The sequence below is a fragment of the Streptomyces sp. NPDC003016 genome (assembly GCF_053591455.1).
This window is the reverse complement of record NZ_JBSFTV010000026.1, coordinates 96,024-119,693: the sequence shown is the minus strand read 5'-3', so window position 1 is coordinate 119,693 and position 23,670 is coordinate 96,024. Positions and strand designations below refer to the sequence as shown.

The window sequence follows — 23,670 nt, the reverse complement described above, 5'->3', positions numbered from 1 at the left end:
TGCCCTCTGTGCGCCTGCCCGCCGCGTCCGTAGGGCCGGCCTGATTCGAGGATCCAGCAAAGACAGGCTGACAGTCGTAGGCGCCACCGACCGAGCCGATCCGAGATGCTGGCCGCCAGCGGTTTGCCGGGCTGCGCAGATCGGTTCGAACAGGTCTTCGTAGTAGGGGATGGACCGTGGGGCGCGGGCCATGGAGCGGTCTGCCCAGTCGGTGCGGAATGAGCCTGGCTCGATGTGACCGTACGAATGGCGCCGAGCTGGGTGAGGCGGCTGTTGTCGACGCTGTCCATGACGGCCTCGCCCCACCCGCCAGGGGTGAGCTTGGAGCGGTCGGCCATGGTGGCCATCCACTCGTGGTAGCTGCGCAGCTGCGGCAGATGTGCCTGGACGTAGTCGCCGAAGGGGCCGAAGCCGGCGAAGGTCGCGTCCGCACCGGGGTGCATGTGCTCGCGTCCCTCGCGGGGGAGGCCCACGAGGCCGGCGACCACGTTGATCGGGAACACCCGGGCGATGTCGAGCACCCCGTCGAAGGTCTCCCGCGCGACCGTCTGCGCGACGAGTTCGTGCGCGTAGCCGCTGATCCGCTGCCGGATCCTCGCCGGCCCGCGGGGGGCCAGCTTGTCCGAGAGCACGGCTCGTAGCGCGTCGTGCTCGGGTTCTTCGACGCGGTGCGACGTATGGTCGTACGGCCCCGCGTGCGCGTGCTGGCCGCGAGCCTGATAGCCGGCGTGCAGCGGGGGAAGTATGCGAGTAGCCGTCAGCGAAAGATCGCCTTGCCGGGCCCGTCCTCGACGAAACTGCGCACGCCGGTCACTCTGTCCGGTGTCGCGAACAGGCCGGTGAACAAGTCTTGTTCGATGGTGAGTCCGGTGTTCAGGTCGCTTTCCAGGCCGGTGTCGACGGCTTCCTTGGCGGCGCGCAGCGCGAGCGCGGGGCCGCGGGCGAGTTGAGTGGCCCATGCCTGTGCCTCGGCGTAGACCTGATCGGCGGGTACTACCTTGTCGACCAGGCCGATGGTGAGGGCTTCGTCGGCGCGCACGGGGCGGCCGGTGAAGATCAGGTCTTTGGCCTTGGCCGGGCCGATGAGCCGGACCAGGCGTGGGGTGCCGCCGGCTCCTGGAATGAGACCGAGCAGGATCTCCGGTTGGCCCAGTTTGGCGTTCTGCGCGGCGATACGGATGTCGGCGCAGAGCGCCAGTTCGCAGCCGCTGCCCAGTGTGTAGCCGGTCACGGCCGCGACTACGGGCTTGGGGATGCGAGCCACCGCGGTGAAGCAGTCCTGCAGAGCCCGGCCGCGCAGCGCCATTGCCTCGTAATTCATGTCCTGCATTTCCTTGATGTCCGCTCCCGCAGCGAACACCTTCTCTCCACCCCAGAGGATCACCGTACGAACATCGTCGCGCCGGGCGGCTTCCTCGGCGGTCGCGTGCAGCGCATCCTGTAGAGCGGTGTCCAGTGCGTTCATCGGCGGACGGTCGAGGCGGATCGTTCCCACACCGTCGGCTACTTCGAGGCGAATGCTCATACGCGGTCGCCACCTCCCCTTGTTCTCGCCCTGCGGCATCGGATTGTTCAGCTGTCGTAGTCGACAGTCAGGGCTTCGGAGACGGGATAGGTCTGGCAGGTCAGGACGTAGCCCTCATCGACCTCGGAACGTTCCAGGGCGAAGTTGCGGCGCATGTCGCCCTCGACGTCGGTGATGCGGGCGCGACAGGTGCCGCCTGGGGGAAAGTCGAGGCGAGTGTGGCATGCGCCCATCCCAGCAACTGTGGACGAGTAACCACAAGTCTTTCCCTTCAGCAGCAGAGATGATTGCGTCTGCTGGTTATTTCTTTGCGGCAAAACGTCACTAAAACACCAATGGTCCGGTAACCTCTCTGAGGCTCGCTCACATGTTGGCTCCCGGGTGGACCCGGATCCGTGCGGACCGCAGGGAAAGTAATGCAATTTCCTTGCATGGTTTGCGCTAGCCTTGCGCGTATGACGCGACGACTTGCTCAGGTGGCTAAGAAGGTGGGAGTCAGCGAGGCCACGGTCAGCCGGGTACTCAACGGCAAGCCCGGTGTCTCGGATGCGACCCGGCAGTCCGTACTGACGGCGCTGGACGTACTGGGGTACGAACGGCCCACACAGCTGCGAGGTGAGCGTGCGCGCCTCGTGGGACTTGTCCTGCCTGAGCTCCAGAACCCCATCTTTCCCGCGTTCGCGGAAGTGATCGGGGGTGCGTTGGCCCAGCAGGGCTTGACGCCTGTGCTGTGCACACAGACCAAGGGCGGTGTCTCGGAGGCCGATTACGTAGAGCTGCTGCTCCAACAGCAGGTCTCCGGAGTCGTCTTCGCCGGCGGCTTGTTCGCACAGGCCGACGCCCCGCATGCCCACTACCGACAGCTGGCCGAACGCAACATCCCGGTAGTACTCATCAACGCGCCCATCGCGGGGCTGGACTTCCCCTGTGTCTCCTGCGACGACGCGGTCGCCGTTGAGCAGGCGTGGCGCCATCTCGTCTCGCTCGGACACGAAAGAATCGGTCTGATTCTCGGCCCCACTGATCACATTCCGTCGCGTCGGAAGAGGGAGGCCGCTGGGGCGGCGGCGAAGGCCGCCGGCAGGGAGCTGGTAGAGAAGTTCGTCGAGCGGTCGATGTTCTCGCTCGAGGGGGGCCAGGCGGCCGCCTCCCGTCTGCTGGAACGCGGGGTGACGGGAATCGTCTGCGCGAGTGATCCTTTGGCGTTGGGGGCCATCAGGGCTGCCCGTCGGCGGGGCCTCACGGTTCCCTCGGACGTCTCGGTCGTCGGATTCGACGACTCTGCTTTCATGAACTGCACCGAGCCGCCCCTGTCGACGGTGCGGCAGCCCATCGAGGCGATGGGACGAGCCGCAGTTGAACTGCTGTGCGCCCAGATCCAGGGCTCACAGACCCACCCTGGCGAGCTTCTCTTCGAACCGGAATTGGTCGTCCGCGGTTCGACGGCCCAGCCGCCTGCCGCGTAGCGCCGCAGGGCCTCGGCGCCCGGACTCTCGGACTTCAGGCACTCGGGCCCCGGCGCCTCGCTTTCTCCGCAGGTTCTGTGGCCCCAAGTGCTTTCTGTGCTCCACCGGCCACGACCGGCTGTCGATATGTTTCGTGTGCAGCGGCGAATCTTGCGCCCGGTTCATCATGGTGGTTGAGTGGCGGCGTTGTCGCCGGGTCGGATTCACTCGGGCGGGCGCGTCGCCTGGCTCCGCCCGCCTCGCAACGCCGCCCAGCTTTTTTGCCCCTCGCCCGCTCCGCCTCCCATTACGAAGGGCGGGCGAGGGTTCACCTCCTCCGGCCGAACTCCCGTGGTTGCGCCCGGACCGCCAGCGCGTGCCTCGTTTTCCGCGCGTACGTCCCTGTCGTGTCGCCCTGCTTCGCAACCATCAGAACTGCGCCGATCCCAGCTGGGTTTTCTCTCCTCCTTGGTGGCCCCGAGGGGCGCTTCGGGGCCGGACCGCCGAGCCTTGCCGCACCCTCAGCAACACGTGGGCTCCGCCGGTCGACCGTAACCGGAAGGACAGCCCCTGCCTACGGCCGGCTCCAGACCCGTGTCACTGACCTGCAGGAACGGCCGCCTCAACTCGCGGGGCTGTTACGGCCGTTGACAAAGTGGTGACCTAGTAGAAACCTGTCACCTTAGCAACGCAAAAGATCGACCGAATAACTCAAATCCAGTAGATAAGCGCTGCTGTTTCCTCGCAGGTCCCGTGTCAGGTACCTGACGAGGGATCTTGTCATCGTCCACTCGGCGCACCGGCACACGCGCCTCGTCGCCTCACCTCAGTCGACTGCGTGTCGGTGAAAGGCCAGGTGCCGAGCCGTGGCCGTCTGCCCGGATCATGGAACAAGAGGCCATCATGAGAGGCAAACACCAGGGCTGGCGGCTGATCGCAGGCGCGGTGACAGCCGGCTTGATCGCGGTCGGGCTGTTGCCCGTCACCGCCCATGCCGCGGCGGAGGAAGTCAACCTGGCTCTTGGCAAGTCCGCGAAGGCTGGTGGAGCGCACGGCGCCTACCCGGCCGGAAACGTCACCGACGGAAGTCAGCAGTCGTACTGGGAAGGGCCCGCGGGCGCCTTTCCGCAGTGGGTCCAGGTCGACCTCGGAGGCGATGTCCGGGCCGACCGGGTGGCGCTGAAGCTTCCCACCGGGTGGGAGGCGCGTAACCAGACCCTCAATGTGCAGGGAAGCACCGACGGCAGTGCCTTCAGCACTCTCGCCGCGTCGAGTGCCCGCACCTTCGACCCGGCCAAGGTGAACACGGTGAGTATCGGCTTCACGGCTGCCACAGTCCGGTTCGTACGGGTGCAGGTGAGCTCCAACTCCGGTTGGAACGCGGCGCAGCTCTCCGAGCTGGAGGTCTACGGAGAGGGCGACGGGGGGTCGGGGGATCCGCCGACGGACGGCTCGAACCTGGCGCGCAACAAGCCCATCGAGGCCACCTCGACGACGCAGACCTACGTCGCGGCGAACGCCAATGACGACAGCGTCACCAGTTACTGGGAGTCCTCCGGGTTCCCGTCCAGCCTGACGGTGAAGCTCGGCGCGAACGCCGACGTCGAGGCGGTGGTCGTCAAGCTGAACCCCGACCAGGCGTGGGGGGCGAGGACACAGGCGATCCAGGTCCTCGGACGTGAACAGTCGGCCACCGGCTTCACGTCCCTCAAGGCGCGGGCCGACTACACGTTCAGTCCCGCGGCCGGGAAGAACACCGTCACGATCCCGGTGACCGGCCGGTACGCGGACCTCCGGCTCACCTTCTTCTCCAACAGCGGCGGCACCGGTGCCCAGGTCGCGGAGTTCCAGGTCGTGGGCGCGGCGGCGCCGAACCCCGACCTCACCGTCACCGACCTGACCTGGGCCCCGTCCTCCCCGTCCGAGACCGACACCGTGAAGGTCAACGCCACGGTGCGCAACGCGGGGACCGCCCTGGCGGCCGCCACCACGGTGAACGTCAGCCTGGAGGGCACGGTGGCCGGCTCCGCTCCGGTGGCCGCGCTCGCGGCCGGAGCCTCGACGACCGTTGCGGTCACGGTGGGCAAGCGTCCGGTGGGTTCGTACACCGTCTCGGCGGTCGTCGACCCGACCGACACCGTCGCGGAGCAGGACAACAGCAACAACAGCCGGACGGCGTCGGCGAAGCTGGTCGTCGGCCAGAGCCCAGGGCCGGATCTGCGGGTCACGGGCATCACCTCCAACCCGGCCGCCCCGGCGGTCGGCGCGTCGGTCGGCTTCAGTGTGGCGGTACAGAACCGGGGCACCACGGGTGTCGCGGCCGGGACGGTGACCCGACTGGTCGCCGGCACCACCACGCTGAGCGGCACCGCGGGCGCGATCGCCGCGGGTGACACCGTCACCGTCCCGATCAGCGGCCGCTGGACGGCCACGAGCGGCGGAGTCACACTGACCGCGACGGCCGACGCCACGGGCACGGTCACCGAGACCGACGAGAACAACAACGTCTTCGCGCGCTCCGTAGTCGTCGGACGCGGCGCGGCGGTGCCGTACACCGAGTACGAGGCCGAGGACGCCCGCTACCAGGGCGCGCTCCTCACCTCCGACCAGAAGCGGACCTTCGGCCACACCAACTTCGCCACCGAGTCCTCCGGCCGTCAGTCGGTGCGGCTCAACTCGACCGGCCAATTCGTGGAGTTCACCTCCGCCAACGCCGCGAACTCGATCGTCGTGCGCAACTCGATTCCCGACGCCCCGGCCGGCGGCGGCGCCGAAGCGACGATCAGCCTCTACGTCAACGACACCTTCAGCCGGAAGCTGACCCTCTCTTCCAAGCACAGCTGGCTGTACGGGAAGACCGACGACCCCGAGGGCCTGACCAACACCCCGCAGGCGGACGCGCGACGGCTCTTCGACGAGTCCCACGCGCTCCTGACGCAGACCTACCCGGCGGGGACGAAGTTCCGGCTCCAGCGTGACACCGGGGACACGGCCTCCTTCTACATCCTCGACCTGATCGACCTGGAGCAGGTCGCACCGCCGGCGGCGCAGCCCGCGGGATGCACCTCGATCACGAACTACGGCGCCGTGCCGAACGACGGCATCGACGACACCGACGCCATCCAGCGTGCGGTGACGGCAGACCAGAAGGGTGAGATCGGCTGCGTCTGGATCCCGGCCGGCCAGTGGCGGCAGGAGCAGAAGATCCTGACCGACGACCCGCAGAACCGCAGTCAGTTCAACGTGGTGGGCATCCGCGACGTGACGATCCGCGGCGCGGGCATGTGGCACTCCCAGTTCTACACCCTCACCCCGCCGCACCAGGCGGGCGGCATCAACCACCCGCACGAGGGCAACTTCGGCTTCGACATCGACGACAACACCAAGATCTCCGACATCGCCATCTTCGGCTCGGGCACCATCCGCGGCGGCGACGGCAACCAGGAGGGCGGAGTCGGCCTCAACGGGCGGTTCGGCAAGGACACGAAGATCAGCAATGTGTGGATCGAGCACGCGAACGTCGGCGTGTGGGCCGGACGCGACTACTCCAACGTGCCGGAGCTGTGGGGTCCGGGCGACGGCGTGGAGTTCAGCGGGATGCGGATTCGCAACACGTACGCCGACGGCATCAACTTCGCCAACGGTACGCGCAACTCGACCGTCTACAACTCCTCGTTCCGCAACAACGGTGACGACGCGCTCGCGGTCTGGGCCAGCAAGTACGTGAAGGACACGTCGGTGGACGTCGGTCACGACAACCACTTCCGCAACAACACGATCCAGCTGCCGTGGCGCGCCAACGGCATCGCGGTCTATGGCGGTTACGGCAACACCATCGAGAACAACATCATCTCCGACACCATGAACTACCCGGGGATCATGCTGGCGACCGACCATGACCCGCTGCCCTTCTCCGGGCAGACCCTCATCGCCAACAACGCCCTCTACCGCACAGGTGGTGCTTTCTGGAACGAGGACCAGGAATTCGGCGCCATCACCCTGTTCGCGCAGGGCCAGGACATCCCGGGTGTCACCATCCGTGATACGGACATCATCGACTCCACGTACGACGGTATCCAGTTCAAGACGGGTGGCGGCGCGATGCCGGGCGTGAAGGTCACGAACGTCCGCATCGACAAGTCGACCAACGGCTCCGGCATCCTCGCGATGAGCGGTGCCAGGGGCAGCGCCACCCTCACGGACGTCACCATCACCAACTCGGCCGACGGCGACGTCCTGGTCGAGCCCGGCTCGCAGTTCGTCGTCAACAGGGCGGACTAGCCGGCCGCTTCCGCGCGGTGAAGCGCCCTTGCCCCGGCCGCCACCACGGCCGGGGCAGGGGCCGCGCGCGACTACGCGTTCTCTTACGTACTTATCCGACTGAGCCGCGTCTCGACGCCGATGGGCGCGAGGCCGAGATCGGGGACAGATGAGAATCAGAAACTGGAGATCACGGAGCATGAGCACCGTGATCGTGACGAGCCTCCTGGCGCTGGGAGGTCCGCTGGTGACCGCCCGGGCCGCCGGGGGACCCAACATCGCGTTGGGTGATGCGGCAGCGGCGAGCAGCGGGCACAGCGAGTACGGCGCGCGCAACATCACCGACGGAAACCAGGGTACTTACTGGCAGAGCTCCGGTACCACCCTGCCGCAATGGGTGCAGGCCGACCTCGGCACCACGACGCGCGTGGACGAGGTCGTGCTGAAGGTGCCGGCGGGCTGGGAGAGCCGCAGCCAGACGCTCTCCGTCCAGGGCAGTGCCGACGGGACCAGCTTCGCCACCCTCAAGAACTCCGCCCCGTACACCTTCAGCCCGGGCGCGGGCAACACCGTCACCGTGTCCTTCCCGGCCACCCAGACGCGGTTCGTCCGGATCAACATCACCGCCAACAGCGGCTGGGAGGCGGCCCAGCTCTCGGAACTCGAAGTGCACGCGGCCGACGGGTCGTCGGCCAACCTGGCTGCCGGCCGGACCCTGACCGCGAGCAGCCACACCGAGGTCTACAGCGCACCCCAGGCGAACGACGGCAACCGTGCCACCTACTGGGAGAGCAGGAACAACGACCTCCCCCAGTGGCTCAGAGCCGACCTCGGCTCCTCCGTCCGCGTCGACCGCGTCGTCCTGCGCCTGCCGGCCACGTGGGAGGCCCGCAGCCAGACCCTGAAGATCCAGGGCAGCGCGAACGGCACGGACTTCACCGACCTGACGGCCTCCCGGGCGTACACCTTCGACGCGGAGAGCGACCGCTCGGCGACGATCACCTTCGACGCGACCACGACCCGCTACGTCCGTGTCCTGGTCACCGCCAACAGCGCGCAGCCCGCCGCGCAGATATCCGAGTTCGAGGTATACGGGCCGACGACCGGTGACACTCAAGCGCCGACCGTCCCGTCCGGCCTCGCGTACACCGAGCCCGCCACCGGCCAGGTCAGGCTGACCTGGAACGCCTCCTCGGACAACACGGCCGTCACCGGCTACGACATCTACGCCAACGACACCCTGCTCACGAGCGTCGCCGGGAACGTCACCACCTACACCGACAACCGGCCCGCGAACCAGACGGTCACCTACTACGTCCGCGCCAAGGACGCGGCCGGAAACCAGTCCGGCAACAGCAGCACCGTCACCCGGCGCGCCGGCACCGGAGACACGCAGGCGCCCACCGCGCCGACGAACCTGGCCCTCACCGAGCCCGCGAGCGGTCAGATCAAGCTGGCCTGGAACGCCTCCTCGGACAACACGGCCGTCACCGGCTACGACATCTACGCCAACAACATGCTCCGGGACAGTGTCGCGGGCAACGTCACCACCTACACCGACACCCAGCCGGCCACCGCAACGGTCACCTACCACGTCCGCGCCAAGGACGCGGCCGGAAACCAGTCCGGCAACAGCAACACCGTGACCCGCAACGGCAGCGGCGGAGCGGGTTCCAACCTCGCGGTCGGCAAGCAGATCAGCGCCTCGTCCTCGGTCCACACCTTCGTCGCGGAGAACGCCAACGACAACAACACGGCCACCTACTGGGAGGGCGCGGCGGGCAGCTACCCCACCACTCTCACCACGAAGCTGGGCTCGAACGCGGACCTCGACCGCCTGGTGCTCAAGCTGAACCCCGCCGGCTCCTGGTCGACCCGGACCCAGACGATCGAGGTCCTCGGCCGCGAACAGAGCGCCTCGGGCTTCACCGGCCTGGTCGCCGCGAAGAGCTACACGTTCGATCCCGCGAGCGGCAACAGCGTCACCGTCCCCGTCTCCGGCCGCGTCGCCGACGTCCAGCTCAAGTTCACCGCCAACTCCGGTTCCTCCGCCGGGCAGCTCGCCGAGCTCCAGGTCATCGGTGTTCCGGCACCCAACTCGGACCTCGAAGTCACCGACCTGACCACGACGCCCGCGGCTCCCGTCGAGTCGGACGCGATCACCGTGAAGGCCACCGTCCGCAACAGCGGGACCGCCGCCGCGCCGGCCAGCACCGTCGCCCTGCGGCTCGGCGGCACCAAGGTCGCCACCGCCCAGGCCGGGGCGCTCGCGGCAGGAGCGCAGACCACGGTCAGCGCCTCCATCGGGGTCCGCGACGCCGGTTCGTACCAGCTGAGCGCGGTCGCCGACGAGGCGAAGGCGGTCATCGAGCAGAACGAGTCCAACAACACCTTCACCAGCCCCACCGCGCTGGTCGTCAAGCCCGTCTCCAGTTCGGACCTGGTCACCGCCTCGGTGACGACCTCGCCGTCCAGTCCGGCGGCCGGGGACACCGTCTCCTTCAAGGTGGCGCTGAAGAACCAGGGAACCGTGGCGAGTGCCGCAGGGAGCCACGGCGTGACGCTGTCCCTCGTCGACTCCAAGGGCGACACGGTCAAGACCCTGACCGGCGCGCACACCGGCGCCATCGCCGCCGGTTCGTCGGCCGACGTCGGCCTCGGCCCGTGGACGGCGGCCAACGGCTCGTACACCGTCAAGGTCGTCCTGGCCGACGACGCCAATGAGCTGCCGGTCAAGCGCGAGAACAACACCTCCACCCAGCCCCTGTTCGTCGGGCGCGGCGCCAACATGCCGTACGACATGTACGAGGCGGAGGACGGCACGGCTGGCGGCGGCGCCCAGGTCATGGGGCCCAACCGGACGGTCGGCGACATCGCGGGTGAGGCGTCCGGACGTAAGGCCGTCAAGCTCGACGCCACGGGTGAGTACGTCGAGTTCACCACCCGCGCCTCCACCAACACCCTGGTGACCCGCTTCTCGATCCCGGACGCCCCGGGCGGCGGCGGCATCGACTCCACGATCAACGTCTACGTCAACGGGGTGATGAAGAAGGCGCTCCCGCTGACGTCGAAGTACGCCTGGCTGTACGGCGCCGAGACCGCACCCGGCAACGCGCCGGGATCGGGCGCCCCGCGCCACATCTACGACGAGGCGCACCTCATGCTGGGCGAGACGGTTCCCGCCGGAGCGAAGATCCGGCTGCAGAAGGACGCCGCGAACACCTCCACGTACGCGATCGACTTCGTGAACTTCGAACAGGTCGCGCCGATCGCCAACCCGGACCCGGCCGCCTACACGGTGCCGGCCGGCTTCACCCACCAGAACGTCCAGGACGCGCTGGACAGGGTACGGATGGACACCACCGGCAAACTCGTCGGTGTCTACCTGCCGCCGGGCGACTACCAGACGGCGAGCAAGTTCCAGGTGTACGGCAAGGCCGTGAAGGTGACCGGCGCCGGTCCGTGGTACACGAAGTTCCACGCGCCCTCGACGCAGGACAACACCGACGTGGGCTTCCGGGCGGAGGCGTCGTCGAAGGGGTCGTCGTTCTCCGGCTTCGCCTACTTCGGCAACTACACCTCGCGGATCGACGGTCCGGGCAAGGTGTTTGATTTCGCCAACGTCTCGGACATCGTGATCGACAACATCTGGACCGAGCACATGGTGTGCCTCTACTGGGGCGCCAACACCGACCGGATGACGATCAGGAACTCCCGGATCCGCAACATGTTCGCCGACGGCATCAACATGACCAACGGCTCGACGGACAACCTCGTGTCCAACAACGACGCCAGGGCCACGGGCGACGACAGCTTCGCGCTGTTCTCGGCGATCGACGCCGGTGGCGCCGACATGAAGAATAACGTCTACGAGAACCTGACCTCCACGTTGACCTGGCGGGCCGCGGGTGTGGCCGTCTACGGCGGCTACGCCAACACCTTCCGCAACATCCACATCGCGGACACGCTCGTCTACTCCGGAATCACGATCTCCTCGCTGGACTTCGGCTACCCGATGAACGGCTTCGGGACCGATCCGACGCACCTCGAGAACATCTCGATCGTGCGGGCCGGCGGGCACTTCTGGGGCTCGCAGACCTTCCCGGGCATCTGGGTGTTCTCGGCCTCCAAGGTCTTCCAGGGCATCAGGGTCAGCCACGTGGACATCGTCGACCCGACGTACAGCGGGGTCATGTTCCAGACGAACTACGTGGGCGGCCAGCCCCAATTCCCGATCAAGGACACGGTCTTCAGCGACATCTCGATCACCGGTGCCCGCAAGAGCGGCGACGCCTACGACACCAAGTCGGGCTTCGGCCTCTGGGCCAACGAAGGACCCGAATCGGGACAGGGGCCCGCCGTGGGTGAGGTGACGTTCAATGGCCTAGAGCTGAACAACAACGCAGTGGACATCCGCAACACCACATCCACCTTCAAGATCAACGTCAACCCGTGACCCACCCCGTACCGGGGAGGGCCAGGGCATGACGAGGTCAGCGCAAGCCGCTTGCGAGGCTTGCGCTGACCTTTCATGCGTTCCGGAGGCCCGGCTGCGCGGTCCCGCCCCCGACCGTCCAGGCGTCCCTGCCGCTCGCTCGAAGCCCGCACCGGCCCCGGAGCGACCGTCGGCCCCGGAGCGACCGTCGGTCGCCACGAGGCATCCACAGGCGTACTAGGTTGCTGGGGTCCCTCGTGGGCCTCTTGGCCGCACCGTACGCGGGCGCGGCCCCGTCATCTCCGCCAGTACCCCGCCTTCTTGGGCGGCCGTCCGCAAGCGCGCCGTGACACGCCGCCTCGGGCCGCGCTGCGCCGGTCCCTCGGCGAATGCGAGGTGGAAAGAACCCCCGCCCTGGGAGTCGACAACCCGCAGTGCCCGACGTCCAGCGATTTCCGCTCTCCGGGGCACCTCCGGGCTCGACCGCCCGGCCTGTTCCATTCATGAGCGGTGATCCACGGTGAACCTCACTCATCTGTCAAGCAATTACGAAATGAGCGCGAGATATTGCGTTCACTTGTTGGTAGTGGTTGAGTGTGCCGCGCCCTGCATCGCACCGGCGGTGGGGCGACCTCCATGTTCATGCCCGAAGGGGACCACCCATGAGAAGTGCCCGGGTGCGGCATCAGGTTGAGGGGCCTGAACTCGTCCACGCAGAAGATGACTTCAGGTTCGCCGCCATCGGGTGTGACCTCGCCGTCGGCGATCGCATGAAGGTGCTCGACGTGAGCCTTCTGGGCCGCGCAGCCCGGATCGTGGGAGGTCTTCCAGGTCTTCAGGCGTTGAAACGAGACGCCTTCCTTCCGGAGCGGGATGCGCAGGCCCTCGTGGCTGATGCCGTCGGCCACCCCCTCGACTACCAGGAAGTCCGTCGGCTTGGTCGGACTCCAGGCCGGGAACGACAGGTCGTGCTCGGTGGGTTCGGACTTGGCGATCTTCTTGATCTCGCGGTGCTCAGGCGGCCTGAATCTCTTCGGCCGGCCTCCCCTGTACTTCGGACACGGCGAATCGGAGCCGTCCGTGTTGAAGTTGTGGATCACGTCTCTGACACGGTCGTCGCTGGTGAACGACGCCTCGACGATCTTTGCCGCCGGTATGTCCTGCGCGGACAGCAGTGCCATCTGGGCCCGCCGCCAGGTCGCCACCGGCCCGGCGCCCCTGCGGACAACCCGCAGCAGCCGCCGCCCCTCATCGTCGCCGATCTCACGGACGCGCACTCGTATCGCCACCCGGACGGAATGACGGCAACGCGCCGCCTGGCGCGGCACTCGAACCGTGCGTCACACCCCGTGCCCCGCTGCCCCGCCGCAGTTGGCCTGTCTGAGCGTCCCCGTTGGTCAGCGTTTCCGTGCTTCAGCGCGACGAGCCGTCATCGCAGGGCGCCGTGATGCAGTCTTAATCTTGCAACTATGGATCGAAATATTGCGCGCATCTGTAAGTCGTCTTATCGTTGCGCAACAATCAGGGCAGTGCTTGGGCGTCACCTCCAAGGAGCCGTAATGAAGTTCCGTAACCTCCCGATCCTTCTGACCGCAGGCCTCGTACTCAGCCTCGCGGCCTGCGGCAGTGACTCATCGGACTCCAATGCAGGAGACGTGACGATCACTGTTGCGTGTCAGCCGGCGAAGACCGCGGCGAAGCAGCGCAAGGCATGGAACGACGACGTCGCCACGTTCGAGAAGGCGCACCCGGGCGTCAAGGTCAACAGCACTGACCAGCAACCGTGCTTCGACCCGAAGACCTTTGCCGCCAAGCTGGCCGGCGGGCAGATGGAGACGGTCTTCATGGTGCCCGTTACCAACTACGCCGACGTGATAGCCAAGAAGCAGGCAAAGGACATCACCGGCGTGACCAACCTGGTGAAGAACCACGGCGACATCAAGCAGGACGTCAGGGACATGGTCACCAAGGACGGCAAGGTCTACGGCGTTCCCAACGTGAGCTACAGCGTCGGCCTGGTCTACAACCGCAAGCTGTTCACCGAAGCCGGTCTCAACCCCGACAACCCGCCCAAGACCTGGGACGAGGTTCGTACCGCGGCGAAGAAGATCGCTGACCTGGGCGACGGCTATGTCGGCTACGGCGAGTACGGCGGCGGCAACGTCGGCGGCTGGCACTTCGCGCAGTCCATCTTCAGCCGCGGCGGCGAAATGGTCGTCGAAGACAAGGCCGCCTTCAACAGCTCCGAGGGCAAGGCCGTGCTGCAGAACCTGCACGACATGCGCTGGGAGGACGACAGCGTCGGCAGCAGGGTGCTGATCGGCTGGGAGGCGCTGATGCAGCAGATGGCGGCAGGCAAGACGGGCATGATGCTCGGGGCGCCGGACGTCGTCACCGACCTGGTCCAGAAGTTCCAGGGGAATGTCGACGCCTATGGCATCACGGGCGTGCCGGAGGGCAAGGCGTCGTTGACCGGCGGCGAGGCCTACATGATCAACCCCAAGGCGAACGCCGCGCAGACCAAGGCGGCGATGCAGTGGATCGACTTCCAGTTCAATACGCCAGGCAAGGGCCGCCACGACTACGCCCGGGGCAAGGCCAACGGCGAGGCTGTGGGCGTCCCCAACAACGACTACATGGGTGATTCCCAGACCGGCAAGGCCATCGCCAAGGACCGCGACGCGAACGCCGTCCTGCCGACCGAGAACTACACGTTCTATGCCGATGCCGCGGCCGGAGTCGCTCCCAAGCTGGAGCCGGCGAAGGCCCAGGAACTATACGCAGTGCTCGACGTGGCCATGTCCGCGGTGCTGACGCGGAAGAACGCCGACATCGACAAGCTGCTCGCGGACGCCGAGACCAAGGCGAACACGATTCTGGCCCAGGGCTGACAGCGACGGTCCCGGGGTGCCGTCCAGAGGGCGGCACCCCGCATCGGTTCCGCGTCGGAGCCAGAGCCGGGAACTGGAGATCACGATGGAAACACTCACCATGGAGCCGAAGCGGCAGCTCGCGCCGCGTCGTAGACCACCGTCGCAACGCCGTCGGGCGGTGCGGAACAATCTGACCGCCTATGGATTTCTGTGCGCGGCGTTGTTCTGCTTCGCGATGTTCGCGTGGTGGCCGATCATCAAGGAAGTCATCCTCAGCTTCCAGCAGACCAACCTCGTCGACGAGCCGACCTGGGTGGGCCTGGACAACTTCCGTACAGTGGTGGAGGATCCCGCGTTCGGCCAGGCCTGGCGGAACACTTTGGCCTTCACCTTGCTGGCCCTGCTGTGCGGCTACATCGTGCCCTTCGCCGTCGCGATCGTGCTCAACGAACTGCGACACGCTCGGGCGTATCTCCGGTTCGTGGTGTATCTGCCCGTGATGCTGCCGCCGATCGTGTCGGTCCTGTTGTTCCGCTGGTTCTACGATCCCGGTCCGGGGCTGTTCAACCAGGTGCTCGACTTCGTCGGGCTGCCGACGTTGGCCTGGCTGGACTCCACCGACACCGCGCTGATCTCGCTGGTGATCGTCTCCACCTGGATGAACCTCGGGTCCGGGGTGCTGATCTACCTGGCGGCTCTGCAGAACATCCCCGGTGACCTGTACGAGGCGGCGGAACTCGACGGGGCCGGCATCTTCAAGCGGATCTGGCATGTCACGGTCCCGCAGACGCGGCTGATCCTGCTGCTGATGTTGATGCTGCAGATCGTCGCCACGATGCAGGTGTTCATCGAGCCGTACATGCTCACGGGCGGCGGGCCGGAGAACGCGACGGTCACCGTCGCCTACCTGATGTACCAGTACGCCTTCGTCTACGGCGGCAACTACGGGGCCGGCAGCGCACTCGGCCTAATGCTCATGATCATCCTTCTGGCAGTCGCCGCGGTTCAGCTCCGGCTGACGCGCGACGAGAAGAGGTAGGCCCATGCTGAACACAACTGCCCGTCTCAGAACGGCAGATGAGGACAAGGCGGTGGAGCCGGCTCCGCAGCGCAGGAGCAGAAGCAAGACGAAGCGTCGCGGTGCGTGGGCCGAGGGCCATGCCAGAACCATCATTTCCCCGCTGGAGCTGAAGTCCCGCTGGGGCCGGAGAATATATTGGGCATTGCTCGCCACCGTCCTGGTCGTGTTCACCCTGGTGTTCGTGTTCCCGCTCTACTGGATGGTCACCGGGGCGATGAAGACGGGCGAGGAGATCGCCCAGATGCCGCCCTCCCTGTTCCCGAAGGCGCCGGACTTCTCCGTGTTCGCCGATGCCTGGGGACTCTTCGACATGGGGCTGCTGCTCAAGAACACGCTGTTCTACGCCGTCGGCGCATGGCTCTTCGCGCTCGCGGTGGACGTCACCGCCGCATACGCACTGTCCAAGCTCCGGCCGATGTTCGGCAACGTGATCCTGGGGGCCATGCTGGCCACGCTCATGATCCCGCCGATCGTCGTGATGATTCCGGCGTACATCACGGTGACCGATGTGCCCATTTTCGGCTGGCACCTGCTCAACTCGCCCTGGGCCATCTGGTTTCCCGTGGCCGCCAACGGCTTCAACATCTTCCTGCTGAAGCGCTTCTTCGACTCGATTCCGAACGAGCTGCTCGAAGCGGCCGAGATCGACGGCGTACCTCCGTGGCGCGTCCTCGTATCGATCATCCTGCCCATCTCCCGGCCCATCCTCGGCGTGGTGTCCATCTTCACCGTCGTCATGGTCTTCAAGGACTTCGTCTGGCCGCTGCTCGTCCTTCCCGACAGCAGCAAGATGACGATCAGCGTGGGCCTGTCCCAGACCGCGGGAGCGGTGACGCAGAACCAGACCATGGCCGGCCTGGTGATCGCGAGCGTCCCGATGATCATCGTGTTCCTCTTCTTCCAGCGCAGCATCATGGCGGGCCTCACCGTCGGCAGCCTCAAGGGCTGACTGCGCCCTCCGCAAAGCACTCCGCCGCCGGACTACCTGTCCATGTCCCCGCTCAGGCCGGCGGCGGAGTCCCACCTGCCCGAAAGGACCGTCCCGTGGCAGCTGTTCACTCATCCCCCACCGAAGACTGGTGGCGCGACGCCGTCATCTACCAGGTGTACCCCCGAAGTTTCGCGGACGGTGACGGCGACGGCACCGGGGACCTCGCGGGCGTCCGGGCACGACTGCCCTATCTCGCCGAACTCGGCGTCGACGCCGTGTGGTTCACACCCTGGTACGTCTCGCCTCTCGTCGACGGTGGTTACGACGTCGCCGACTACCGCATCGTCGACCCCGCCTTCGGCACCCTCGCCGAGGCCGAGAAGCTGATTGCCGAGGCCCGCGGGTTCGGCATCCGGACCATCGTCGACATCGTCCCGAACCACGTCTCGGACCAGCACGCGTGGTTCCGGGCAGCCCTGGAAGCGGGACCCGGCAGCCCCGAGCGCGAACTGTTCCACTTCCGGCCCGGCCGGGGCGAACACGGCGAGCTGCCGCCCAACAACTGGCCCTCCCAGTTCTCGGGCCGCACCTGGACCCGGGTCCCGGACGGCGAGTGGTACCTCCACCTCTTCACTCCCGAGCAGCCCGACCTCAACTGGGCCCACCCGGCAGTCCGCCGGGAGCATGAGGACGTACTGTGCTTCTGGTTCGAGCGCGGTGTCGCCGGCGTACGGATCGACTCCGCCGCCCTGCTCGCCAAAGACCCCGCCCTCGCCGACTTCGAGGAGGGCATCGACCCCCACCCGTACATCGACCAGGACGAGCTCCACGACATCTACCGGGCCTGGCGCGCCATCGCCGACGAGTACGGCGCCGTCTTCGTCGGCGAGGTGTGGCTGCCCGACGCCGAACGCTTCGCCCGGTATCTGCGCCCCGACGAGCTGCACACCGCTTTCAACTTCAACTTCCTTACCTGCCCCTGGGATCCCGGTCGGCTGCGGCAGGCCATTGACGACACGCTGGCCGAACACGCCCCGGTCGGTGCCCCGGCGACCTGGGTGCTGTGCAATCACGACGTGACGCGGACCGTCACCCGCTACGGCCGCGTGGACACCGGGTTCGACTTCGCCGCGAAGGCCTTCGGTACGCCCACCGATCTGGCTCTCGGCACCCGCCGCGCCCGCGCCGCCGCCCTGCTCACCCTCGCGCTTCCGGGGTCGGTCTACCTGTACCAGGGGGAGGAGCTGGGACTGCCCGAGGCGGACATCCCGCTCGACCGGATCCAGGACCCCATGCACTTCCGCTCCAAAGGCACCGACCCGGGGCGGGACGGCTGCCGGATCCCGTTGCCCTGGACCGCGGACTCCCCGTACGCCGGTTTCGGGGCGCTCACCGAGCCCTGGCTGCCCCAGCCCGCGGGCTGGCCCTCCTACGCCGTCGACCGGCAGAGCACCGACCCGGAGTCGATGCTCACGCTCTACCGGCGGGCGCTGGGGCTGCGACGGTCCTCGGACGGCTTCGGTGACGGCCCGATGACCTGGCTGCCCGCGGCGGACGGCGTCCTCGCCTTCGCACGGACGCACGGTCTGATCTGTGTCGTCAACCTGTCGGACAGTCCCGCCGCCCTCCCGGCGCACCGGGAACTGCTCCTGGGGAGCGGCCCGCTCGACGGCGAGGGCCGGCTGCCGCGGGACACCGCGGTCTGGCTGCGCGCCTGACGTCCCGGCCCCGGCGACGACCAGGCGCGCCCGCAGGAGGGCGCGGCTCTGGGGCCTGACTACCGGCTGCCCTGACCCTCCGACCCCACCTGCCGCCCGAGCCCGTTCCGCACCTTCCCGACGAGGAGCGAAACGGGCTCGGCCCATATTCCCGACTTGGGCGGCCGCATAGAGGAACCGACCGCGGAGGGCTGCCGTGTGGTTTGGGGCGAGACTCACGTGGCTCGGCTACCGACACGGGAAAAGGTCTACGCCGAGTCGCGAAGCACCAGCTGCGGTTCGAAGATCACCGAGGTGGGCTCGGTGCGGGTTCCCTCGATGTGCTCCTGGAGGAGCCGCGCCATCGCGGCCGCCATCTCCTCCATCGGCTGCCGGACCGTGGTCAGCGGCGGTCGGCAGGTGGTCGCCGTCACGGAGTCGTCGAAGCCGACCACCGCCACATCGTCCGGCACCTGCTTACCGTGCTCCCGCAATGTCTGGCAGGCTCCCTGCGCCATCAGGTCGTTGGCCGCGAACACGCCGTCGGTGTCCGGGTGCTCGGCCAACAGGCGAGCCATCGCCGCCGCACCGCTGTCGAGCGTGAACCCGCCCTCGGCGATGGGGAGGTAGGGGTGGCCATGGCGCGCTATGGTGTCCCGGAAACCGGCCAACCGGTCCTGGGCCGCGGGCAGGTCCAGGGGCCCCGTAATGGTCACGATACGCCGACAGCCGCGTTCGAGCAGGCGCTCGGCCGCCAGTCGCCCCTCATCGCGGCAGACTGCCGTGAGAACGACGCGGAGCACTCATGGCACTTGGCGATGATGGTCGTGATCCTCGCCGAGCACTCCGACCAACCCATCGACGTAGGGCGCACGATTCAGCTCGTCCTCCTGCATGATCTCGTGGAGATCTACGCGGGCGACACTCCCCTGTACGACAGTGGCGCGGGTATCGATCAGCGGGAGCGGGAAGCCGTCGCGGCCGACGAACTCTTCACACTGCTTCCGACGGACCAAGCCCAGCGCATGCGAACCCTCTGGGATGAGTTCGAGGAACGCCGCACTCCCGAAGCCAAATTCGCCAAGGCCATGGACCGGCTGCAGCCACTTCTTCTCAACTGGATGGCCCGCGGTGGCACGTGGCGCACTCCAGGCGTCACCGCCGACGATGTCCGGGCCCGCAAGGCTGTAATCGGTGATGCTTCCTCGGCGTTGTGGAAGGCCGGGCGACGCCTCATCGATGAGGGCGAGAGACGCGGCTGGTCGAGGGGGCCGCAGTTACGTGTGACGAGTAGTCGCCGTCGCCAATCCGCCCGGGAAGAGGAACGCCGCCATGAGGAGCGGATTACCGTGGAACGGGAGGCGCGGTGGCGCGTGTGCGTGGACTGCGGGCAGAGGTTCACCGACGACCGGTGGAAGCGGATCGACTCCCGGGACTGGCGGTATCGCCAGTCACACCCGCACCTGTGCGACACCTGCCAGAACCGGGTTGTCCCAGCGCACCAACAGGTCCGGCCCCGCCGAGCGCACGGCGGGGCCGGAACCCGAGAGCGTCGTAGCCTTTCCAGCCGGCAGACACCGTGTCCTGGAACGTCGTGCCCGCGGTGCGAAAGGCGCTCACCTTGGCGTTCACCTGCGCCGGCGTAAGTACCTGGTTCTTCATGTGCAGGACGTAGTCGACCAGACACTGGCCGATCGACTGGTAAAGAAATCGGGCCTCGCGAAGGGGTGGGCATGGAAAGCTGACGTGCCGATCCGGGCCTGCCCTGGACCACCCTGCAACGCTGCTGGCGAGCCTGGACCAACGCGCCCCCGTCACCCGAACTCCAAGCACTGAACAACGCCGTCGGCGCAGTAGACTCACTTGATCTCTACTGCCCGGTCTCAGGACGGGACCCCACGGCACGATGTGGTGTGCGGATCATTGGCTCATGCTCCCCGCCATCTGGCCGAGAACACCCCCGGCAGCCCGGCGGGGAATGAGGCTTGGACCGCTTCGGGATATGCCGTGTGCTTCTCGTGCTCGGCCAGGGCTCGGTAGATGCTGGACAGGCGCGGGATGAAGCCCTCGGGGCGGCTGGTGGGATCGGCACTCTCGATCACCGCTCCGTTGCAGGTGGAATTGCTCAGCCGAACGCAGAGAAGGCCCGCACTTCCCTCTCTCGCTGGGAATCCCGCACGGCACTCCAGTCCAGTGCCTGCCGCGCCTGGAGCCTCGTCTGCTCGGCCACCTTCCGGGTCTCGGCCAGCACATCACCGCGCTCCCGGACCAGCTGGCCATAGATTGGCGGATCCTCAGATATCTCTGCGCTGTTCATGATCTGATCCTTCCCGTATCCCATCGACCTGTCACTTCCTTCAGGGGAAGACGTCCCACGTCACGCGCTTTGCACGTGCACACCGAAGGCATCATCTGCACTGACGCCAGCGAGAACCCCAGTGTCAGGGGCCAGTTCTGATTTCCCGCTCGCGGCCAGGCGGGGTCTCGGCCGAGCCACTGGAGCGATGACCGTACCTGCACCGAAGCGTTGAGGTGAGCAGGTCTGATCCGGGGGCGCGATGGCACTCATGCCGTTCGCCGCAAGCTCCGGCGCGATAGCGCCCACCGGTTTCGGCAAGCAGCTGGCGGGAACTGCGCTGCGCCCCGCTGCCGGTTTTCGGCAGCGGGGCGCATGGGTGATGCGGTGGTTCAGTTCTTCTTGAAGACGGTGACGGCGAGGCTGCCGGCGGTGTTGCCGGTGGCGTCGACCTTGCCGGTGGTGTCGAGGATCTTCTTCCACGAGCCGGCGGGCAGGTTCACCGTGGAGGAGTTGTTGGTGGGGTTGTAGACCACGACGGTGTCGTAGCTGGTGGGGGCGGCGGCGTTGGAGCTGATCGCAGAGGTGACGACCTGGCCGTTGACGGTGGTACTGGTCTGGTTGCTGACCGCGTCCCAGGAGGCCAGGCGCAGGGCGGGGGTGGATTTCCGCAGGTCGATGGCGTCCTTGTAGTACGTGAAGGTCGCTGAGTTGGCAATCTTCTCGCCCCACTGGATGGCGTTGACGCTGTCTCCGGCCTCGTAGGAGTTCTTGGCCGTTTCGTAGTCGCCGTTGACGACCTTCGAGTGGAGGAATTCGTCGCCTTCGTGGATGAAGGGGATGCCCTGGGAGGTGAGGATCATGCCGGTGCCGAAGCGGTCCATCTGACCGGCGCGCCCGGCGGAGCCTCCGGTGACGCCGGAGTAGGTGATCTTGTCCCAGAGGTTGAGGTCGTCGTGGGCGGAAACGTAGTTGATGCTCTGCTCGGGGTCGTGGGCGAAGGCCGGGCTCCAGGGATCGGACAGCGGGCTGGTGCTCTTCACCGCGAGAGGTGAGCCTCGCATGCCGGTGGCGACGGCGGCCGCGTTGGAGGCAGAGCCGCCCATGTAGCCGAGGTTCTGGTCGCGGGTACCGCCCTTGACGGCGTCGCGGTAGGCGCCGTTGAAGACTCCCACGTGTGCGTCGGCCAGCGCGGGGACGGTGCCGTAGCGGACCTTCTGGGATTCGAGGGGGTCACTGACGCCGCCGCTCCAGGGTTCGCCGTGGATCTGCAGCATGCGGTCGGGGAAGGTGGCCTGGAGGTGCTTGGCCCAGTTGTCGACGTTCTTGTACTGGTGGACGCCAAGGAGGTCGAAGCGGAAGCCGTCGAGGTTGTAGTTCTTCACCCACTGTTCGAGGCTGTCGCGGATCATGCGGCTGACCATCGGGTTGCCGTCGTCGATGGAGTTGCCGGTGCCGGAGAGCTCGGTCTGGTGGTAGTACTTGCCGCTGATGTTCTGGAAGACGTCCTTGCTGGCGGTGTGGTTGTAGACGACGTCCATGAGGACGCGTATGCCGTTCTTGTGGTGCTCGTTGATCATGTCCTTGAACTCGCGGATGCGGTCCTCGGGTGCGCTGAACTGGGAGAACTGCTCTTCGGGGACGTTGAAGTTGACAGGGTCATAGCCCCAGTTCGGCACAGTGCTGTTGAAGTCGAAGGCCGGCAGGAGCTGGACGTGGGTGACGCCGAGTTCCTTGAGGTGGTCGATGCCGGTCTTGGCGCCGTTGTGGGTGGTGCCGCCCTGGACGAGGCCGAGGAACTTACCGCGCTTGGCGCTGTCCACGCCGGAGCTGGCGTCGATGGTGAAGTTGCGCACGCTCATCTCGTAGACGACCGCGTCCTCGCGCTGTGTCTGAGCGGGGGTGGGGGCCCAGGAGCCGCCGGTGGGCTTGACGGCACCCGCGTCGAGCACGATGCCTTCGGTGGTGCCGGGCTTGACCATCGCGGCGTAGGGGTCGCGGACGGTGTTGTTGCCGACGCGGAACTGGTACGCCTTGTTCTTCAGGTCGCCGGTGACGACGGCCTGGTACACGCCGGTGTAGCCGGACAGGGTCACAGGGGTGAGGGTGTGGCTCGTGCCGTCGACGGTGACGGTGACCTGGGAGCTGTCGGGGGACCAGATGCGGAAGGTCGTCTTGGCCGGGGTGTAGAGGGCGCCGAGGGTGCCGTCCGTGGGCGCGGGCTCGTTGCCACCGGACTCGGTCTCGACGCTCAACACGTGTGAGGTGCTGCTGTAGCTGAACTTCGTGGTGGCTCCGGCGCGCGGCACGGTGAAGCTGATGTTGCCGCCGGTGGGGCTGCCGCCCTGCCCGTAGCTCTCGTCCCAGGACTGGCCGATGGCCGTCTTCACCTGATGGGTGCCCGCAGGGATCGAGGTGGTGGACCAGGTGTAGGTGCCGTCGGCGTCGATGTCCTGGAGCCAGGATTTGAGGCAGTCCGAAGCCCAGTCGGCGGCGCAGCCGATCTCCGACTGGAAGGTGCCCCCGACGGTGACGATCTTGCTGGTGATGTCGTCGGTGACCCAGTGGGTGACGGGGTCGTAGACGAAGGTGACCTTCTTCCCGCCGACGGGAACGGTCAAGGGGATGTCGGCGCCGTAGGACTGGGCCTTGGCTCCGTAGTTCTCCGACCAGCTTTTGTTGATCGCCGCCTTGTAGGCGTAGCTGCCCGCCGGGAGGGTGTACGTCTTGGACCAGGCGCCTGATCCGTCGGTGCGGGCGGTGAGCTGGGCCTGGGAGCAGTCGGTGGACCAGTCTGCCGAGCAGCCGATCTCGGTGTTGAACGTGCCGGGGACGGAGACCGCGGTCGGGGCCGCGGCCTGAGCCGGAGCGCTGAGGGCGGGGACGAGGGCGAGGCTGAGGGCTCCGGCGGTGAGGGCCGCGGACAGGGTGCGGGCTCTGCGCTGCCGGGGTGGGTGCGAGGTGCCGTGCATGGAGGTGCCTCCTCGAAGGGGGGTCCGCTCCGACCGCCGTGTCAGAGGGCCGTGAGCGGGTGGGGCGGCGCCGGTTGATCGTCGGCGGCGCGGCCGTGCGGCAAGGCAGTTGACTGCCGGCTTCGGTGCGCGTGCCCTTCGGGACAGTCGGAGAC

The 23,670-nt window shown here is 67.2% G+C and carries 12 protein-coding genes and 3 pseudogenes; 9 read left to right on the top strand and 6 right to left on the bottom strand.

Annotated elements, in window-relative coordinates; translation table 11 throughout:
- Positions 1 to 353: 353 nt before the first annotated feature.
- Positions 354 to 641, top strand: a complete 288-nt coding sequence (locus ACWDZ4_RS22640; RefSeq protein WP_451510207.1) for a hypothetical protein — start codon at positions 354 to 356, stop codon at positions 639 to 641.
- A 116-nt stretch (positions 642 to 757) separates the two neighbouring features.
- Here ACWDZ4_RS22640 and ACWDZ4_RS22635 read toward each other — a convergent pair whose 3' ends face one another.
- Both ACWDZ4_RS22635 and ACWDZ4_RS22630 read right to left on the bottom strand, forming a co-directional pair.
- Positions 758 to 1,525 (bottom strand): enoyl-CoA hydratase/isomerase family protein, encoded by a 768-nt coding sequence (locus tag ACWDZ4_RS22635; RefSeq protein ID WP_451510206.1) that lies wholly within the window; start codon positions 1,523 to 1,525, stop codon positions 758 to 760.
- Positions 1,526 to 1,572: 47 nt separating this feature from the next.
- Complete coding sequence (locus ACWDZ4_RS22630) at positions 1,573 to 1,758, bottom strand: 2Fe-2S iron-sulfur cluster-binding protein (RefSeq protein WP_451510205.1); 186 nt, start codon at positions 1,756 to 1,758, stop codon at positions 1,573 to 1,575.
- Between the two features lie 222 nt (positions 1,759 to 1,980).
- Here ACWDZ4_RS22630 and ACWDZ4_RS22625 point away from each other — a divergent pair, with 222 nt between their 5' ends.
- The 3 genes from ACWDZ4_RS22625 to ACWDZ4_RS22615 all read left to right on the top strand — a co-directional run bounded on the left by ACWDZ4_RS22625 (position 1,981) and on the right by ACWDZ4_RS22615 (position 11,686).
- Complete coding sequence (locus ACWDZ4_RS22625; protein ID WP_451510204.1) at positions 1,981 to 2,991, top strand: LacI family DNA-binding transcriptional regulator; 1,011 nt, start codon at positions 1,981 to 1,983, stop codon at positions 2,989 to 2,991.
- An 882-nt stretch (positions 2,992 to 3,873) separates the two neighbouring features.
- On the top strand, positions 3,874 to 7,251 hold the full coding sequence (locus ACWDZ4_RS22620; RefSeq protein WP_451510203.1) for a CARDB domain-containing protein: 3,378 nt from the start codon (positions 3,874 to 3,876) through the stop codon (positions 7,249 to 7,251).
- Between the two features lie 148 nt (positions 7,252 to 7,399).
- Entirely contained in the window at positions 7,400 to 11,686 is a 4,287-nt protein-coding gene (locus ACWDZ4_RS22615) for a discoidin domain-containing protein (protein ID WP_451510202.1), read from the top strand.
- Positions 11,687 to 12,309: 623 nt separating this feature from the next.
- Here the strand turns inward: ACWDZ4_RS22615 and ACWDZ4_RS22610 are convergent.
- Positions 12,310 to 12,954 (bottom strand): annotated as a pseudogene (locus ACWDZ4_RS22610) (IS630 family transposase); the annotation flags it as partial.
- A gap of 366 nt (positions 12,955 to 13,320) precedes the next feature.
- Here ACWDZ4_RS22610 and ACWDZ4_RS22605 point away from each other — a divergent pair.
- The 4 genes from ACWDZ4_RS22605 (at position 13,321) to ACWDZ4_RS22590 (ending at position 18,268) form a co-directional block, all read left to right on the top strand.
- Entirely contained in the window at positions 13,321 to 14,556 is a 1,236-nt protein-coding gene (locus ACWDZ4_RS22605) for an extracellular solute-binding protein (RefSeq protein ID WP_451510201.1), read from the top strand.
- A gap of 85 nt (positions 14,557 to 14,641) precedes the next feature.
- Positions 14,642 to 15,577, top strand: a complete 936-nt coding sequence (locus tag ACWDZ4_RS22600; RefSeq protein ID WP_451510200.1) for a carbohydrate ABC transporter permease — start codon at positions 14,642 to 14,644, stop codon at positions 15,575 to 15,577.
- Positions 15,578 to 15,581: 4 nt separating this feature from the next.
- Positions 15,582 to 16,568, top strand: a complete 987-nt coding sequence (locus ACWDZ4_RS22595) for a carbohydrate ABC transporter permease (protein WP_451510199.1) — start codon at positions 15,582 to 15,584, stop codon at positions 16,566 to 16,568.
- A 95-nt stretch (positions 16,569 to 16,663) separates the two neighbouring features.
- On the top strand, positions 16,664 to 18,268 hold the full coding sequence (locus ACWDZ4_RS22590; RefSeq protein WP_451510198.1) for a glycoside hydrolase family 13 protein: 1,605 nt from the start codon (positions 16,664 to 16,666) through the stop codon (positions 18,266 to 18,268).
- 248 nt (positions 18,269 to 18,516) lie between these two features.
- On the opposite strand, the pseudogene ACWDZ4_RS22585 reads toward ACWDZ4_RS22590, so the two are convergent.
- A pseudogene (locus ACWDZ4_RS22585) lies at positions 18,517 to 19,020 on the bottom strand (LacI family DNA-binding transcriptional regulator); the annotation flags it as partial.
- On the opposite strand from ACWDZ4_RS22585, the pseudogene ACWDZ4_RS22580 reads away from it, so the two are divergent.
- A pseudogene (locus ACWDZ4_RS22580) lies at positions 18,925 to 19,404 on the top strand (HD domain-containing protein); the annotation flags it as partial. The pseudogenes ACWDZ4_RS22585 and ACWDZ4_RS22580 overlap by 96 nt on opposite strands.
- Positions 19,405 to 20,372: 968 nt before the next feature.
- Here the strand turns inward: ACWDZ4_RS22580 and ACWDZ4_RS22575 are convergent.
- Positions 20,373 to 20,564: a hypothetical protein gene (locus ACWDZ4_RS22575; RefSeq protein WP_451510197.1), complete on the bottom strand. Its 192-nt coding sequence runs from the start codon at positions 20,562 to 20,564 to the stop codon at positions 20,373 to 20,375.
- 371 nt (positions 20,565 to 20,935) lie between these two features.
- Positions 20,936 to 23,515, bottom strand: a complete 2,580-nt coding sequence (locus ACWDZ4_RS22570) for a pullulanase X25 domain-containing protein (protein ID WP_451510196.1) — start codon at positions 23,513 to 23,515, stop codon at positions 20,936 to 20,938.
- Positions 23,516 to 23,670 lie beyond the last annotated feature (155 nt).